This window comes from Desulfarculus baarsii DSM 2075, assembly GCF_000143965.1.
In the GTDB taxonomy this organism is placed as follows: Bacteria; Desulfobacterota; Desulfarculia; order Desulfarculales; family Desulfarculaceae; genus Desulfarculus; species Desulfarculus baarsii.
In genome coordinates this window covers 2,094,566-2,106,905 of record NC_014365.1, presented here as the reverse complement: position 1 = coordinate 2,106,905, position 12,340 = coordinate 2,094,566, and the positions used below count along the sequence as shown (strand labels likewise).

13 protein-coding genes are annotated in these 12,340 nt (G+C 65.3%); 9 read left to right on the top strand and 4 right to left on the bottom strand.

All coding sequences use genetic code 11. The features are described from left to right. The first annotated feature begins 21 nt into the window (after nucleotides 1-21). Genes DEBA_RS09465 through DEBA_RS09450 form a run of 4 tightly spaced genes read left to right on the top strand, consistent with a single transcriptional unit; the run spans nucleotide 22 to nucleotide 3,167 of the window. Nucleotides 22-795 carry a LolA family protein gene (locus tag DEBA_RS09465; protein ID WP_013258701.1) on the top strand — a complete coding sequence of 258 codons (774 nt, stop codon included), beginning with the start codon at nucleotides 22-24 and terminating at the stop codon, nucleotides 793-795. Continuing rightward, nucleotides 783-1,289, top strand: coding sequence for a Mut7-C RNAse domain-containing protein (locus DEBA_RS09460; RefSeq protein WP_013258700.1), 507 nt, complete (start codon nucleotides 783-785; stop codon nucleotides 1,287-1,289). Before DEBA_RS09465 ends, DEBA_RS09460 begins: the two co-directional genes overlap by 13 nt. Next, nucleotides 1,286-2,317, top strand: coding sequence for a 3-deoxy-7-phosphoheptulonate synthase (gene aroF / locus DEBA_RS09455; RefSeq protein WP_013258699.1), 1,032 nt, complete (start codon nucleotides 1,286-1,288; stop codon nucleotides 2,315-2,317). The genes DEBA_RS09460 and aroF overlap by 4 nt, the downstream gene beginning before the upstream one ends. Nucleotides 2,318-2,333: 16 nt before the next feature. Next, entirely contained in the window at nucleotides 2,334-3,167 is an 834-nt protein-coding gene (locus DEBA_RS09450) for an NAD(P)H-dependent flavin oxidoreductase (RefSeq protein ID WP_013258698.1), read from the top strand. 87 nt (nucleotides 3,168-3,254) lie between these two features. Here the strand turns inward: DEBA_RS09450 and DEBA_RS09445 are convergent, their stop codons facing one another. The 4 genes from DEBA_RS09445 to DEBA_RS09430 all read right to left on the bottom strand — a co-directional run bounded on the left by DEBA_RS09445 (nucleotide 3,255) and on the right by DEBA_RS09430 (nucleotide 7,158). Next, entirely contained in the window at nucleotides 3,255-3,698 is a 444-nt protein-coding gene (locus tag DEBA_RS09445) for a PPC domain-containing DNA-binding protein (RefSeq protein ID WP_013258697.1), read from the bottom strand. A gap of 57 nt (nucleotides 3,699-3,755) precedes the next feature. Beyond that, nucleotides 3,756-4,247, bottom strand: a complete 492-nt coding sequence (locus DEBA_RS09440) for a MogA/MoaB family molybdenum cofactor biosynthesis protein (protein WP_013258696.1) — start codon at nucleotides 4,245-4,247, stop codon at nucleotides 3,756-3,758. Next, the gene (fusA, locus tag DEBA_RS09435; RefSeq protein ID WP_013258695.1) at nucleotides 4,243-6,333 is read right to left on the bottom strand and encodes an elongation factor G; all 2,091 of its coding nucleotides are present in this window, start codon (nucleotides 6,331-6,333) and stop codon (nucleotides 4,243-4,245) included. The genes DEBA_RS09440 and fusA overlap by 5 nt, the downstream gene beginning before the upstream one ends. 144 nt (nucleotides 6,334-6,477) lie before the next feature. Next, the gene (locus tag DEBA_RS09430) at nucleotides 6,478-7,158 is read right to left on the bottom strand and encodes a class I SAM-dependent methyltransferase (protein WP_013258694.1); all 681 of its coding nucleotides are present in this window, start codon (nucleotides 7,156-7,158) and stop codon (nucleotides 6,478-6,480) included. Between the two features lie 200 nt (nucleotides 7,159-7,358). On the opposite strand from DEBA_RS09430, the gene DEBA_RS09425 reads away from it, so the two are divergent. The 5 genes from DEBA_RS09425 to DEBA_RS09405 are packed head-to-tail and all read left to right on the top strand — an operon-like array spanning nucleotide 7,359 to nucleotide 12,330. Further along, nucleotides 7,359-8,309, top strand: coding sequence for a tyrosine-type recombinase/integrase (locus tag DEBA_RS09425; protein WP_043814181.1), 951 nt, complete (start codon nucleotides 7,359-7,361; stop codon nucleotides 8,307-8,309). After that, nucleotides 8,293-8,835 (top strand): ATP-dependent protease subunit HslV, encoded by a 543-nt coding sequence (gene hslV, locus DEBA_RS09420; RefSeq protein ID WP_013258692.1) that lies wholly within the window; start codon nucleotides 8,293-8,295, stop codon nucleotides 8,833-8,835. The genes DEBA_RS09425 and hslV overlap by 17 nt, the downstream gene beginning before the upstream one ends. A 2-nt stretch (nucleotides 8,836-8,837) precedes the next feature. After that, on the top strand, nucleotides 8,838-10,211 hold the full coding sequence (gene hslU / locus DEBA_RS09415) for an ATP-dependent protease ATPase subunit HslU (protein ID WP_013258691.1): 1,374 nt from the start codon (nucleotides 8,838-8,840) through the stop codon (nucleotides 10,209-10,211). Between the two features lie 12 nt (nucleotides 10,212-10,223). After that, a complete protein-coding gene (gene argB / locus DEBA_RS09410) occupies nucleotides 10,224-11,114 on the top strand; it encodes an acetylglutamate kinase (RefSeq protein ID WP_013258690.1) in 891 nt (296 codons plus the stop codon). A 19-nt stretch (nucleotides 11,115-11,133) separates the two neighbouring features. Beyond that, a complete protein-coding gene (locus DEBA_RS09405; protein WP_013258689.1) occupies nucleotides 11,134-12,330 on the top strand; it encodes an aspartate aminotransferase family protein in 1,197 nt (398 codons plus the stop codon). Nucleotides 12,331-12,340: the final 10 nt, after the last annotated feature.

The window sequence follows — 12,340 nt, the reverse complement described above, 5'->3', positions numbered from 1 at the left end:
CGTTTATGCGGCCAGACACTGATGGCGACCCTCATCGCCATGGTCTGGCTGATGAGCGGCTGCGCCACGACCATCGACGGACCGACCATGGGCGAACTGCCCAGCCCCCAACAGGCCGTCGCCCGCTTGCAAGAGCGTCAGGCCAACGTGCGCAGCTTCGTCATGCAGGGCTCGCTGAGCGCGCGCACCGCCGAAGGCCGTGATCTCTCCGGCGATCATGTCATCTACGGCGTCTACCCCGACCGCCTGCGGGCTGACGTTTTGGGCCCCTTTGGTCAGCCGGTGCTGCGCATGATCGCCGACGGCAACAAGCTCTCCGTGCTTTCCTTTGACGAAAACCGGCTCTATCTGGGCCGGGCCACCAGGCAAAACGTGGCCGCCTTTCTGGGCGTCAACCTCTCGCCCGATGAAGTTTTCACCATCCTCGGCGGCGGCGTGCCGTTTTTGCGCTCGGACAATCTGCAAGAAACCGCCCCAGCCCAGCCCGGCGCGGCCATGCTCACCATCACCGACGGCCCGGCGCGCATCGTCGAGACGGTGGAGTTCGACCTGGCCGATTATTCCATCCGCCAGGGCCGACTGCGCCAGCACGAAGGGCCCTATAACTTTCTGTGCCGTTTCGACAAATTCACGACCGGCGGCCCCTGGCGCTATCCGCGCACGGTCGAGATCGAATCCGCCGACGGCCGAGCCCTGGCCTTGGAAAACGACGAACTGCTGATCAACGAACCGGTCGACGGCAAGGTCTTCGAGGCGCCAACGCCCAAGGGGATCGAAGTGCGGTGGCTGAAGTAGAGCGCATCTTGGTCGATGCGATGCTGGGCCGCCTGGCCAGATGGCTGCGGCTGCTGGGTTTGGACGCGACGCTCCTCCAACGGCCGCCTTCCCAGCCGCCGCCCGACCAACTGCTCCTCACCCGCCGCGTCAAGCTGCGCGGGCGGCGGGGCGTGGTCTTCATCGAACATGACCGCCTGGTCGATCAACTGCGCCAGACCGTTGGCCTGCCGGGCCTGAACATCCGGCCCGAGGCGTTCTTCACCCGTTGCCTGGAGTGCAACCAGCCCGTGCGCGCCATCGGGCGGGATCAGGCCGCGGCCGTGGTCGCCGATCACGTCTTGATGACGGCCGAGCGCTTCACGCAGTGCCCTCGCTGCGGCAAGGTCTTTTGGCCGGGCAGCCACGGCCAACGGGCGCTGGAATTTCTGCGCCAGGCCGGCGCCTGGCCCATCCATCCCAACGGCCGGCGCGGCGACGCCAACCGGTCAGAAATCGCGGAGCAAGGCTCATGATCATCCAGATGGAGGCCAAGGCAGGCGAAAAGCAACTGGAGCGCCTGGTCGAAAGGTTGGGCAACGACGGCTTCCCGCCCGAGATGCTCGACATTTCCCGGGGCGACACCTTCATCCTGGTCGGCCTGAAAGGCGACACCCGGGCCATCGACGAAGGGGCCTACCGCGCCCTGGACTACGTCCTCGACGTCATTCGCATCTCCGACCCCTGCAAGGAACTGACCCGCGATTTTCATCCCCGGCCCTCGATCATCCGCTTGGGTAGCGGACTGCGCATCGGCAAGGACTTGGCCGTCATCGCCGGGCCCTGCGCCATCGAAAGCCGCGACCAATTGATGAAAACGGCCAAGCTGGTAGTGGACGCCGGGGCCAACATCCTGCGCGGCGGGGCTTTCAAGCCGCGCACGATCCACCGCAGCTTTCAGGGCCTGCGCGAGGACGGCCTGAAGCTGCTGGCCGAGGCCCGCGAAAAGTTCGGCATCCCGGTCATCACCGAAATAATGGACGCCAGAGATATACATTTATTTGTAGAGTATGATATCGATATCTGGCAGGTCGGCGCGCGCAACTGCCTCAACTACACCCTGCTCGACGCCCTGGCCGAGATGAAAAACCCCAAACCCGTGGTGCTCAAGCGCGGCGACCACGTCTCCATCAGCGAATTTTTGGGCGCGGCCCTGCGCCTCTACGACGGCAACACCAAGGTTATCCTCTGCGAACGCGGCGACAAGACCGTCGACCCGGTCTACCGCAACGTGCTAAACCTCAACAACGTGGCCTGGCTGAAAAAACGCTATCACCTGCCCGTGCTGGTCGACCCCAGCCACGGCACCGGCGTGCGCCAGATCGTGCCGGACATGGCCCTGGCCGGCATCGCCGCCGGGGCCGACGGCCTGATGGTCGAAGTGCATCACAAGCCAGAGGAGGCCCTCTGCGACGGGGCCCAGAGCCTCAGCGCCGACTTCAAGAAACTCACGCCCCTGGTGCGCCAGGTTTTCGAACTGCGCCGCCAGGCCAAAATGCTCTGAAAGAGGGTTGTGGCCGATGTTCGAGCGAAATCCGCTGTGTAGGCTGTTGGGCGTCGCATATCCCGTCATTTTGGGGGCCATGAGCCGCATCAACAACCCCGAGTTGGTGGCCGCCGTCAGCCAGGCCGGCGGATTCGGCCTGCTGGTGGCCAAAAACTACCCACAACCCGCTGATTTGTTGCGGGCCATCCAGCGCGTGCGCGAGCTGACCGATCGGCCCTTTGGCGTCAACCTGGCCGCCCGCGACGCCTCCTCGCCAACCCTGGCCGGCCTGCTGGCCAGCCAGGGGATCAAGGCGGTGACCACCTCGGCCGGCCCGCCCGACGAGATCGTTCCGGCCTGCCACGAGGCGGGCTTGCGGGTTTTGCACGTTGTGGGCGGCGTGCGCGGAGCGCTGCGAGCCCAAAACACCGGTGTGGACGCGGTCATTGCCGAGGGCGGCGAGTCGGGAGGATTGCAGGGCCCTGGCGCGATTTCGACAATGGTTCTCGTGCCCGCAGTTTGTGACGCCGTTGATGTTCCCGTTGTGGCCGCCGGCGGAGTGGCCGACAATCGCGGCTTTCGGGCCGCCCTGGCCTTGGGCGCTTGCGGTGTTCAAGTGGGCACGCGCTTCATCGCCAGCAGCCAATGCGTGGCCGAGCCCGCCTGGAAAGAGGCCTTGCTGGCGGCCACAGAGCAAGACACCGAATTGGTAGGTAAAGACAGGGTGTTCATGCGGGCCCTGGGCCAACATCTGCCCGGCGCGCGGGGCCAGGCTTGGCCGGCCGGTCAGTGCGCTGGCCTGATCGGCGATCTGCCCGACGCGGCCCAGCTTGTGGCCCGCATTGTGGGGGCGCCAGCCGCGACCTGAGCAAGGGCGCGTGGCGGTTGTCAAAACCCACAACGCCGCTGGTTTTATCAACAAACCAGCGGCGTTGCGGTGTTTTGGCTTGTGTTTTCAGTCCAGCGAAAGCAGCTCGAAACCGGTGGCCGGGTCGATCTTGCGGTTGGCCGTCAAACCGGTCAGCTCCATGATCACCACCTCGCCGATTTGCCAGGTGTCAACCCCGGCGCGCATGCAGCCGGTGATGGTCTGACCGGCGCGGCCCATGGCCCCGTGCATGTGCAGCTTGGGCCGACCGTTTTGGTCGGGGAAGACCGTGCCCACGGCCAAGGCCTCTTGCACGCCGCTGATGGGCAGGTTCATGGGCTGCGCCGGCCTGGCCTGGCCGTCCTCGGGTCCGACGATCAAACGCCCTGAACCCACGCCGCCCAGCATGGCGCAGAATGCCCGCTCCACGCCCTGTTCGGCGACGAAGCGTTCGAGGCAATCGGGCAGGCGGTCGCCGTCTTCCAAGCGCAGCACGAAGACGCGGCCCAAGCCGCCCTGGGCCGCTTTCATGCAAGCATCTCCGGAATAAGCAAACACTTATCCCCGTTGTGGCTACCCACAACCGGTCTAGCGGGCGCAGTCACTAGTGTCTCCGCGCAGCTTGTTCAGTCCGTGGGGCAGGGCCGGCAGAATGATTTTCAAACCCTCGACGGCGGCGTTGGGGCCGCCGGGCAGGTTGATGATCAACGTGGCCCCGCGAATGCCGCAGACCCCCCGCGAAAGCACGGCGTGGGGCGTGATCTTCAGGCCTTCGGCGCGCATGGCCTCGGCCAAGCCGGGCACGGTGCGCTCCAACACCCGGCGGGTGGCCTCGGGCGTTACGTCGCGTCGGCTCAGGCCCGTGCCGCCGGTGGTCAGCACCAGGCTCACCTTCAGGTAATCGGCGTACAAGCGCAACTGGGCCGAGATCTTGTCCATCTCGTCGGGCACAACCGCCGTTTCGATGACTTGCACGCCGGCCTCTTCGAGCATCTGGACCAGCCGAGGGCCCGAGACGTCTTCACGTCTGCCCTCGGCCGCCCCGTCGCTCACCGTCAGAATCGCGGCCTTGTGATTAATTTTCGGCCTCCTTCTTGGTGGCCTGATAGGCCTCGATGATCTTTTTCTGGACGTCGCCAGGCACTTCCTCGTAGTGGTCCATCTCCATGGAGAAGGCCCCGCGACCGCCGGTCAGCGAAGTCAGTTCGGGCTGGTAGCCGAGCACCTCGGCCATGGGCACCAGGGCGCTGATGATCTGCAACGAGCCCTTGGACTCCATGCCCAGCACTCGGCCGCGCCGCGAGCTGATGTCGCCCATGACGTCGCCCATGGCGTCGTCGGGCACGGTGACGGTCAACTTCATGATCGGCTCGAGCATGGTGGGCTTGCACTGGGGCGCGCCTTTTTTGAAGCCCATGGAGCCGGCCACCTTGAAGGCCATTTCCGAGCTGTCCACCGGGTGGAACGAGCCGTCGTAAAGCGTGACTTTGACGTCGACCATGGGATAGCCGGCCAAGACGCCCTGCAACAGGGCCTCGCCGATGCCTTTTTCCACGGCGGGGATATATTGCCGGGGAATGGAGCCGCCCACGATGGCGTCGACGAAGACATAGCCCTCGCCCTCGCCGGCCGGCTCGATCTCGATCCAGGTGTCGCCGAACTGGCCACGGCCGCCGGTTTGTTTCTTGTAGCGGCCCTGGACCTTGGTCTTACCCTTGATGGTCTCGCGGTAGGGCACCTTGGGCGTCTTGAGGTTGACCTCGACGTTGAACTTGCGGCGCAGGCGCTCCAGGGTAGTCTCGATGTGCACCGAGCCCATGCCGCCCAGCAGGGCCTCGCCGGTGGCCGGATCGCGGTCCAGGCGCAGGGTGGGGTCTTCCTCCAGCAGCTTGTTGATGCCGGCGAAGAGCTTTTCCTCGTCGCCCTTTTCCTTGGCCTCGATGGCGTAGCTGATCACCGCGGGCATGGGCGGCACGGGCTGGAGCTTGATGGGGCTCTTGTCCTCGCAGAGGGTATCGCCGGTGGCGGTTTCCTTGAGCTTGGGAATGGCCACGATGTCGCCGGGTAGGGCCTCGGCGATGGCCTTCTGGGTCTTGCCGGTTTGCAGGTAAAGCTGGCCGAAGCGCTCCTTGGCGTCCTTGTTGGGGTTCAGGAGGGGCAACTCGGAGGTCAGCTTGCCCGAGAAGACGCGCACCATCGACAGCCGGCCGGCAAAGGGGTCGGCCACGGTCTTGAAGACCAGGCCGCAGAAGGGCTCGTCGGCGCTGGGTTGACGCTGGATTTCCTCGCCGGTCTTGACATCGACGCCGCTGACCGCCCCGGCCTCCACCGGCGAGGGCAGCAGGCGGTTGACCAGGTCCATGACGCTCTGCACGCCGATGTTGCGCAGGGCCGCGCAGGCGGTCACCGGCACGAACAGGCGCTCGATCACGCCTTTTTTCAGGGCCGCGGCCAACTCGTCGTCGCTGACGGATTCGCCTTCAAGGTAGCGCTCCATGAGGCTGTCGTCGGCCTCGGCGATGTCTTCGATCAGCGACTCGCGCAGGGCCTCCACCTCGTCGGCCATGTCGGCGGGGATCTCGCCGATTTCCATCTTGCCCGAACCGTCCTTGGCGAAGGTGTAGGCCTTGTTGGAGAGCAGATCGACCACGCCGCCGAAGCCGTCGGCCGCGCCGATGGGCAGTTGCAGGCGCACGCCCTTGACGCCCAGCATGTCGGGGATCATGTTGACGGCCGCGTCGAAGTTGGCCCGCTCGCGGTCCATCTTGTTGACCACCACCAACGCCGGCGTCTGGGCGGCCTGCACGAACTGCCAGACCTTCTCGCCCTGGACCTTGATGCCGTCGATGGCGTCGATGACCATGATCGCCCCATCCACCGCCCGCAGGGCCGAGGCCGCGTCGAAGAGGAAGTTGTCGTCACCGGGGCAGTCGACCAGGTGCACGTCGTGCTTTTTGTGGGAATAATGGCCAAAAGAAGCGGAAACGCTACCGCCGCGCTTGATTTCCTCGGGTTCGAAATCGAGCACGGTGTTGCCTTCATCGACCTTGCCCAGACGATCGACGGCCTTGGCGTTGAACAACATGGCCTCGGCCAGGGAGGTTTTGCCGGCCCCGCCGTGGCCCACCAGGGCGATAGTGCGGGTTTGGTTGACTTTGTCGCTCATGGCGGCTCCTGCTTGGAGATTATCTTGTCCATTGTATTAAAATGGCTTCGAGCACGTAACGGCAAAACTTATCCAAGGCCACAAGCCAAGTCAAGGATTATGTGACCTTTTGGCGACGTGGCCGACGGTCGGCCGACGCTTTGGCTACAGCGGCCGGCGGCCCGAGAACACGACCAGGGCGAACCACTTGTATTGGCAGTCCACCCGCGTGAAACCGGCCGCGCGCAGCATGGTCAACTGGTCTTCGAGGGTGTCCAGGCGATCGTGAAGCATGCGTTGGCGGGTCTGGGCCATGGTCTGGTCGTCGACGCCGGCGGCGCGGATGGAGCGCTCCCAATGGGCGTCGTACCACTGGGCCAGGTCTGGTTCCGGGCCGACGATCTGGTCGGCGTTGACAAAGACGCCGCCGGGCTCGAGCAGATCGAAGCAGCGCTGGAAAAGCCGGCGTTTTTGCGGCGTCTCCAGGTGGTGGATCGACAGGGCCGAGCAGATGGCGTCGAAGGGGCCGGGCAGGTCGTCTTGCAGATAATCGGCGTGGATGATGCGCACGTGGTCTTGCTGGCCGGCAAAGCGGGCCCGGGCTTGACCCAGCATCTGGTCGGCGATGTCGACCAGGGTCAGGCTGGCCTGGGGCATGGCTTCACGGACGAACATGCTCAACAACCCCGTGCCCGCGCCCAGGTCGAGGATGCGCGGGGCCGGGCCGCAGTAATGTTGCATGACCGTGACGGCGGCGCCGTAAAAATCGTCGAAGCAGGGGATAAACTTGCGCCGCCACCGGTCGTATTCCTTGGCGTGGGCGTTGAATGCTTCCATAACGTTCATGGGCGTTTGACCTTTCGTGTACTGGTGGCCATTGATGATAACACAAACCAGTCGCCGGCCAAACGCCGGGCGCGCGCGGCCGGCTTATTTATGAAAGGCGCGGATTGTTTGGACTTGATTCCAAGCCGTGTTAAGTTATCATGAACACTTTCAGACCGGGCGCTGAGGCCGTCTTGGCGACCGGTGGGGCGAAAGCGTCGATGGACGATCCGTGGCAGGCCTTTGATCGATATCTCGCCGAAGGCGCGGGCGTCATGCCCCGCACCCGCCAGGCCTACGCCCGCGATGCCCGCCAATTGGCCGAGTTTATCGCCGTCAAGCGCGGCGGCAAACCCTGGGGCCAGGTCGACGCCGACGACGTGCGGGCCTGGCTGGCCGAGCGGCTGAGAACCAGCGCGCGCGCCACGGTGGGCCGCAAACTGGCCGCGGCCCGTGCCTGGTTCGAGTTTTTGCGGCGTGCGGGGCTGGTGGAATCCAACCCGGCCCGCCTGGCCCAGCCGCCCAAGCTGGAGAAAAAACTGCCAGCCCGGCTCAGCGTGGACGAGGCCTTTCACTTGGTGGACGGCCCCAATCGGCCTCGGCCCGGCCGCCGCGACGACGCCAAGGCCACGGCCCGGCGGCTGCGCGACGCAGCCGTTTTGGAGCTATTATATTCATCGGGCCTGCGGGTGGGCGAACTGGTGGCCCTGGATCGCCCCGACCTGCGCCTGGACCTGGGCGTGGCGCGCGTTCGCCAGGGCAAGGGCGGCAAAGAGCGCGTCGTGCCGGTGGGGGCCAAGGCGGCCCAGGCCCTGGAGCGCTATTTGGCCGCGCGGCCGGCGCTGTTGGCCGGCGAGGCGGCGGCTTTGTTTCTGAACAACGCCGGCGGCAGGCTCTCGGTCCGCGGCGTGCAAAAGATCGTGGCGGCCAACCAGGACGGCCTGGCCATCGGGCGCAGGATAGGTCCCCACGCCCTGCGCCACGCCATGGCCACCCATCTGCTGGAAGGCGGGGCCGATCTGCGTTCGGTGCAGGAAATGCTGGGCCACGCCAGCCTGTCGACCACGCAGAAGTATCTGCACCTGACCATGGACCATCTGCTGAAGGTCTATGATCAGGCACATCCCCGGGCCCGTAGCGCCCAGGAGGAAGACGATGACGCCAAGCGCTGAGGTTCGTTCGACGACAGTGCTTGCCCTGAAAAAAGACGGCAAGGTGGTCATGGCCGGCGACGGCCAGGTGACCATGGGCCAGACCGTGGTCAAGGCCACCGCCCGCAAGGTGCGGCGGCTGCACAACGGCCGTGTGCTGGCCGGTTTCGCCGGGGCCACGGCCGACGCCTTCACGCTCTTCGAGCGCCTGGAAGGCAAGCTGGAGGCCCACTCGGGCCAGTTGCCCCGGGCGGCGGTGGAGTTGGCCAAGGACTGGCGCACCGACAAGATGTTGCGCCGTCTGGAGGCCCTGCTCATAGCCGCCGACCGCGAGCATCTGCTGATCATCTCCGGCTCGGGCGATGTGATCGACCCCGAGGAAGGCGTGGCGGCCATCGGCTCCGGCGGGCCCTACGCCCTGGCCGCGGCCAGGGCCCTGATGGCCCACAGCCCGCTGGATCCCGAACGGATCGTGCGGGCGGCCATGGATGTGGCCGCCGATATTTGCATTTACACCAACCACCAGATCGTGGTGGAGGCGCTTTAGTAATGGCTCAACTGACCCCCCGGCAGATCGTGGCCGAGCTGGATAAATACGTCATCGGCCAGGATCAGGCCAAGCGCTCCGTGGCCATCGCCCTGCGCAACCGCTGGCGGCGGCGGCAGGTGCCCGAGGAGCTGCGCGACGAGATCGCGCCCAAAAATATTTTGATGATGGGCCCCACCGGCGTGGGCAAGACCGAAATCGCCAGGCGGCTGGCCAAGATGGCCGACGCGCCCTTTTTCAAGGTCGAGGCCAGCAAGTTCACCGAGGTGGGCTACATGGGCCGCGACGTGGAGTCGATGATCCGCGACTTGGTCGAACTGGCCGTGAACATGGTCAAAAACGCCGAGCGCGAGCGGGTGCGCGAAAAGGCCCAGGAACTGGCCGAGGAGCGGCTGCTGGACATCCTGCTGCCGCCGCGTCAGTTGGCCCACGACGGCAAGGACTTGGACGAATCGTCCCACCTGGAGCTTGTCCGCGACTCGGAGGAAAACCCCACCAGGGCCAAGCTGCGCAAGCTCCTGCGCGAGGGCAAACTCAGCGAGCGTTACGTGGACCTGGAGCTGGACGCGGCCAAGCCCAGCGGGCCCATGGTCGAGATTTTCAGCGCCGGCGGCATGGAAGACCTGGAGATGAACCTGCGCGAGATGCTGGGCAGCGTCTTTCCCAAGCAGCCCAAGCGGCGCAAGGTCAAGGTGCCCGAGGCCTTGGAGCTGTTGGCCAACGCCGAGGCGGCCAAGCTCATCGACATGGATAAGGTGGTGGAGGAGGCCCTGGCCAAGGTGGAGCAGGAAGGCATGATCTTCCTCGACGAGATCGACAAGATCGCCACCCGCGAGCACTCCGGCCGGGGGCCCGACGTCAGCCGCGAGGGCGTGCAGCGCGACCTGCTGCCCCTGGTTGAGGGCTCGACGGTCAACACCAAATACGGCATGGTCAAGACCGACCACATCTTGTTCATCGCCGCCGGGGCCTTTCACATGTCCAAGCCCTCGGACCTGATCCCCGAGTTGCAGGGGCGTTTTCCGATCAGGGTCGAGTTGGAGGCGCTGACGCCCGAGGACTTCGTGCGCATCCTCACCGAGCCGGAAAACGCCCTGACCACGCAGTACAAGGCGCTGATGGCCACCGAGGGCCTTGAGCTGGAGTTTTTGCCCGAATCCATCGAGGCCATCGCCCAGATCGCCGGCCGGGTCAACCAGTCCACCGAGAACATCGGTGCCAGGCGTCTGCACACGGTGATGGAAAAGCTCTTGGAGGAAGTGGCTTTCAACGCCCCGGACATGGCGGGCGTGCGCCTGTCGGTGGACGCCGCCTATGTTCGCCAGCGCCTGGAGGCCATCAGCGTCGATACCGACCTGAGCCGTTATATATTGTAGGGAGCCGCGAAGATGACGACCATCAGCCCTTCGGATAGAGGACGGACGCTGATCGAGGCGTTGCCCTACATCAATCGTTTCGCCGGCCAGACGGTGGTGATCAAATACGGCGGCCACGCCATGAAGGACGAAGCGCTGAAAAAGAGTTTCGCCCTCAACGTCATTTTGCTGCGGGCGGTGGGCATCTATCCGGTGGTGGTCCACGGCGGCGGGCCGCAGATCGGCCAGTTGCTCGACCGCCTGAGCATCGACTGCCGCTTTGTCGACGGCATGCGCGTGACCAGCCCCGAGGTGATGAACGTGGTGCAGATGGTCTTGGTGGGCCAGGTCAACACGGGCATCGTCGGGCTGATCAACGCCAACGGCGGCCGGGCCGTGGGCTTGAACGGCCACGACGGCGGCCTGATCCAGGCCAGCCGCATGACGCTCCAGCGCGAGACCGGCCACGACCAGCCGCCCGAGATCGTCGATCTGGGCCTGGTGGGCAAAGTCGACAAGGTCAACCCCCAGGTGCTGCACTCGCTGGAGCACGGCAATTTCATCCCGGTGATCGCGCCGGTGGGCGTGGGGCCCGAGGGCGAATCGCTTAATATCAACGCCGATCTGGTGGCCTCGGCCGTGGCCGCCGGACTGCGGGCCAGCAAGCTGATTCTGCTGACCGACACCCCCGGCGTCATGGACGCCGGCGGAAAGCTGCTGCACGAACTGACGGCCAAGGAGGCCAAACTTCTGCAAGGGCAGGGCGTCATCACCGGCGGAATGATCCCCAAGGTGAACTGCTGCTTGCAGGCCCTGGAGCGAGGAGTCGAGCGCGCTCACATCATCGACGGCAGGGTGGCCAACGCCTTGCTGCTGGAGATCTTCTCCGATCAGGGCGTCGGCACCATTTTTAGCGACAGATAAACGTGCGAGCGATAACGATATGACCAGCCAGGAAAAAATAGACCAATACGTCATGCAGACCTACGGCCGGTTCCCGGTGACCTTCGTGCGGGGTGAGGGCTGTCTGCTGTGGGACGACCAGGGCAAAAGCTACATCGACTTTTTGGCCGGCATCGCCGTTTGCGGCCTGGGTCACGCCAATCCCGAGGTGGCCGAGGCCGTCTGCGCCCAGGCCAAAAAGCTTTTGCATGTCAGCAACCTGTTCTACACCGAGCCCCAGGCCAGGGTGGCCGAGCTTCTGGTGCAGAACTCCTTTGCCGACCGGGTGTTTTTCTGCAACTCCGGAGCCGAGGCCAACGAGGGGGCGCTCAAGCTCTCGCGGCTGTGGGGCAAGGCCTTCAAGGACGGGGCCCACGAGGTGGTGACGATCCAGGGCTCGTTCCACGGCCGGACCATAGCCACCCTCAGCGCCACGGGCCAAGAGAAAATCCAGAAAGGCTACGACCCCCTGGTCAGCCGCTTCAAATACGCGCCGTGGGGCGACCTGGAGGCGATCACCGCGGCGGTGGACGAAAAAGTCTGCGCGGTGATGCTGGAGCCGATCCTGGGCGAGGGCGGGGTGGTCCCGCCGCCGGAGGGCTATCTGCCGGCCGTGCGGCGGCTGTGCGACAAGACCGGCACCATGCTCATCTTTGATGAAATCCAGACCGGCCTGGGCCGGACAGGCAAGCTTTTCGCCCACGAGCACTTCGGCGTCAAACCCGACGTGATGACCCTGGCCAAGGGCCTGGGCAACGGCCTGCCCGTGGGCGCGGTCTGCGCCACCAGCGAGGCCGCGGCGCTGTTCCAGCCGGGCAGCCACGCCACCACTTTCGGGGCCGGGCCGCTGATCATGGAGGCGGCGCGGGTGGTGCTGGAGACTTTACTGCGGCCCGGCTTCTTGGAGCGGGTGCAGCAGGCGGGCAAAAAGCTGCGCAAGGGCCTGGAAGGCCTCTGTCAGAAATACCCCGGCCACAAGCTGGAGGCCAGGGGTCTGGGCCTGATGCGGGCGTTGATTTTGCCCACGCCGGGGGCGACGGTGGTCAAAAAGATGCTGCAGCGGGGTTTTGTCATCAACTGCACCCAGGACAAGATTCTGCGCTTCGTGCCGCCGCTGATCATCGAGGACGCCCACATCGACGCGCTGATCGGCGCGCTGGACGAAATGCTGGCGGCCGGCGAAATCGCGGCCGGTTAAATTCGCTTGG

Coding starts and splice junctions, on each gene's coding strand:
- DEBA_RS09465 (WP_013258701.1), top strand. CDS start 22: ATGGCGACCCTCATCGCCATGGTCTGGCTGATGAGCGGCTGCGCCACG.
- aroF (WP_013258699.1), top strand. CDS start 1,286: ATGATCATCCAGATGGAGGCCAAGGCAGGCGAAAAGCAACTGGAGCGC.
- DEBA_RS09450 (WP_013258698.1), top strand. CDS start 2,334: ATGTTCGAGCGAAATCCGCTGTGTAGGCTGTTGGGCGTCGCATATCCC.
- DEBA_RS09445 (WP_013258697.1), bottom strand. CDS start 3,698: ATGAAAGCGGCCCAGGGCGGCTTGGGCCGCGTCTTCGTGCTGCGCTTG.
- fusA (WP_013258695.1), bottom strand. CDS start 6,333: ATGAGCGACAAAGTCAACCAAACCCGCACTATCGCCCTGGTGGGCCAC.
- DEBA_RS09430 (WP_013258694.1), bottom strand. CDS start 7,158: ATGAACGTTATGGAAGCATTCAACGCCCACGCCAAGGAATACGACCGG.
- DEBA_RS09425 (WP_043814181.1), top strand. CDS start 7,359: ATGGACGATCCGTGGCAGGCCTTTGATCGATATCTCGCCGAAGGCGCG.
- hslV (WP_013258692.1), top strand. CDS start 8,293: ATGACGCCAAGCGCTGAGGTTCGTTCGACGACAGTGCTTGCCCTGAAA.
- hslU (WP_013258691.1), top strand. CDS start 8,838: ATGGCTCAACTGACCCCCCGGCAGATCGTGGCCGAGCTGGATAAATAC.
- argB (WP_013258690.1), top strand. CDS start 10,224: ATGACGACCATCAGCCCTTCGGATAGAGGACGGACGCTGATCGAGGCG.
- DEBA_RS09405 (WP_013258689.1), top strand. CDS start 11,134: ATGACCAGCCAGGAAAAAATAGACCAATACGTCATGCAGACCTACGGC.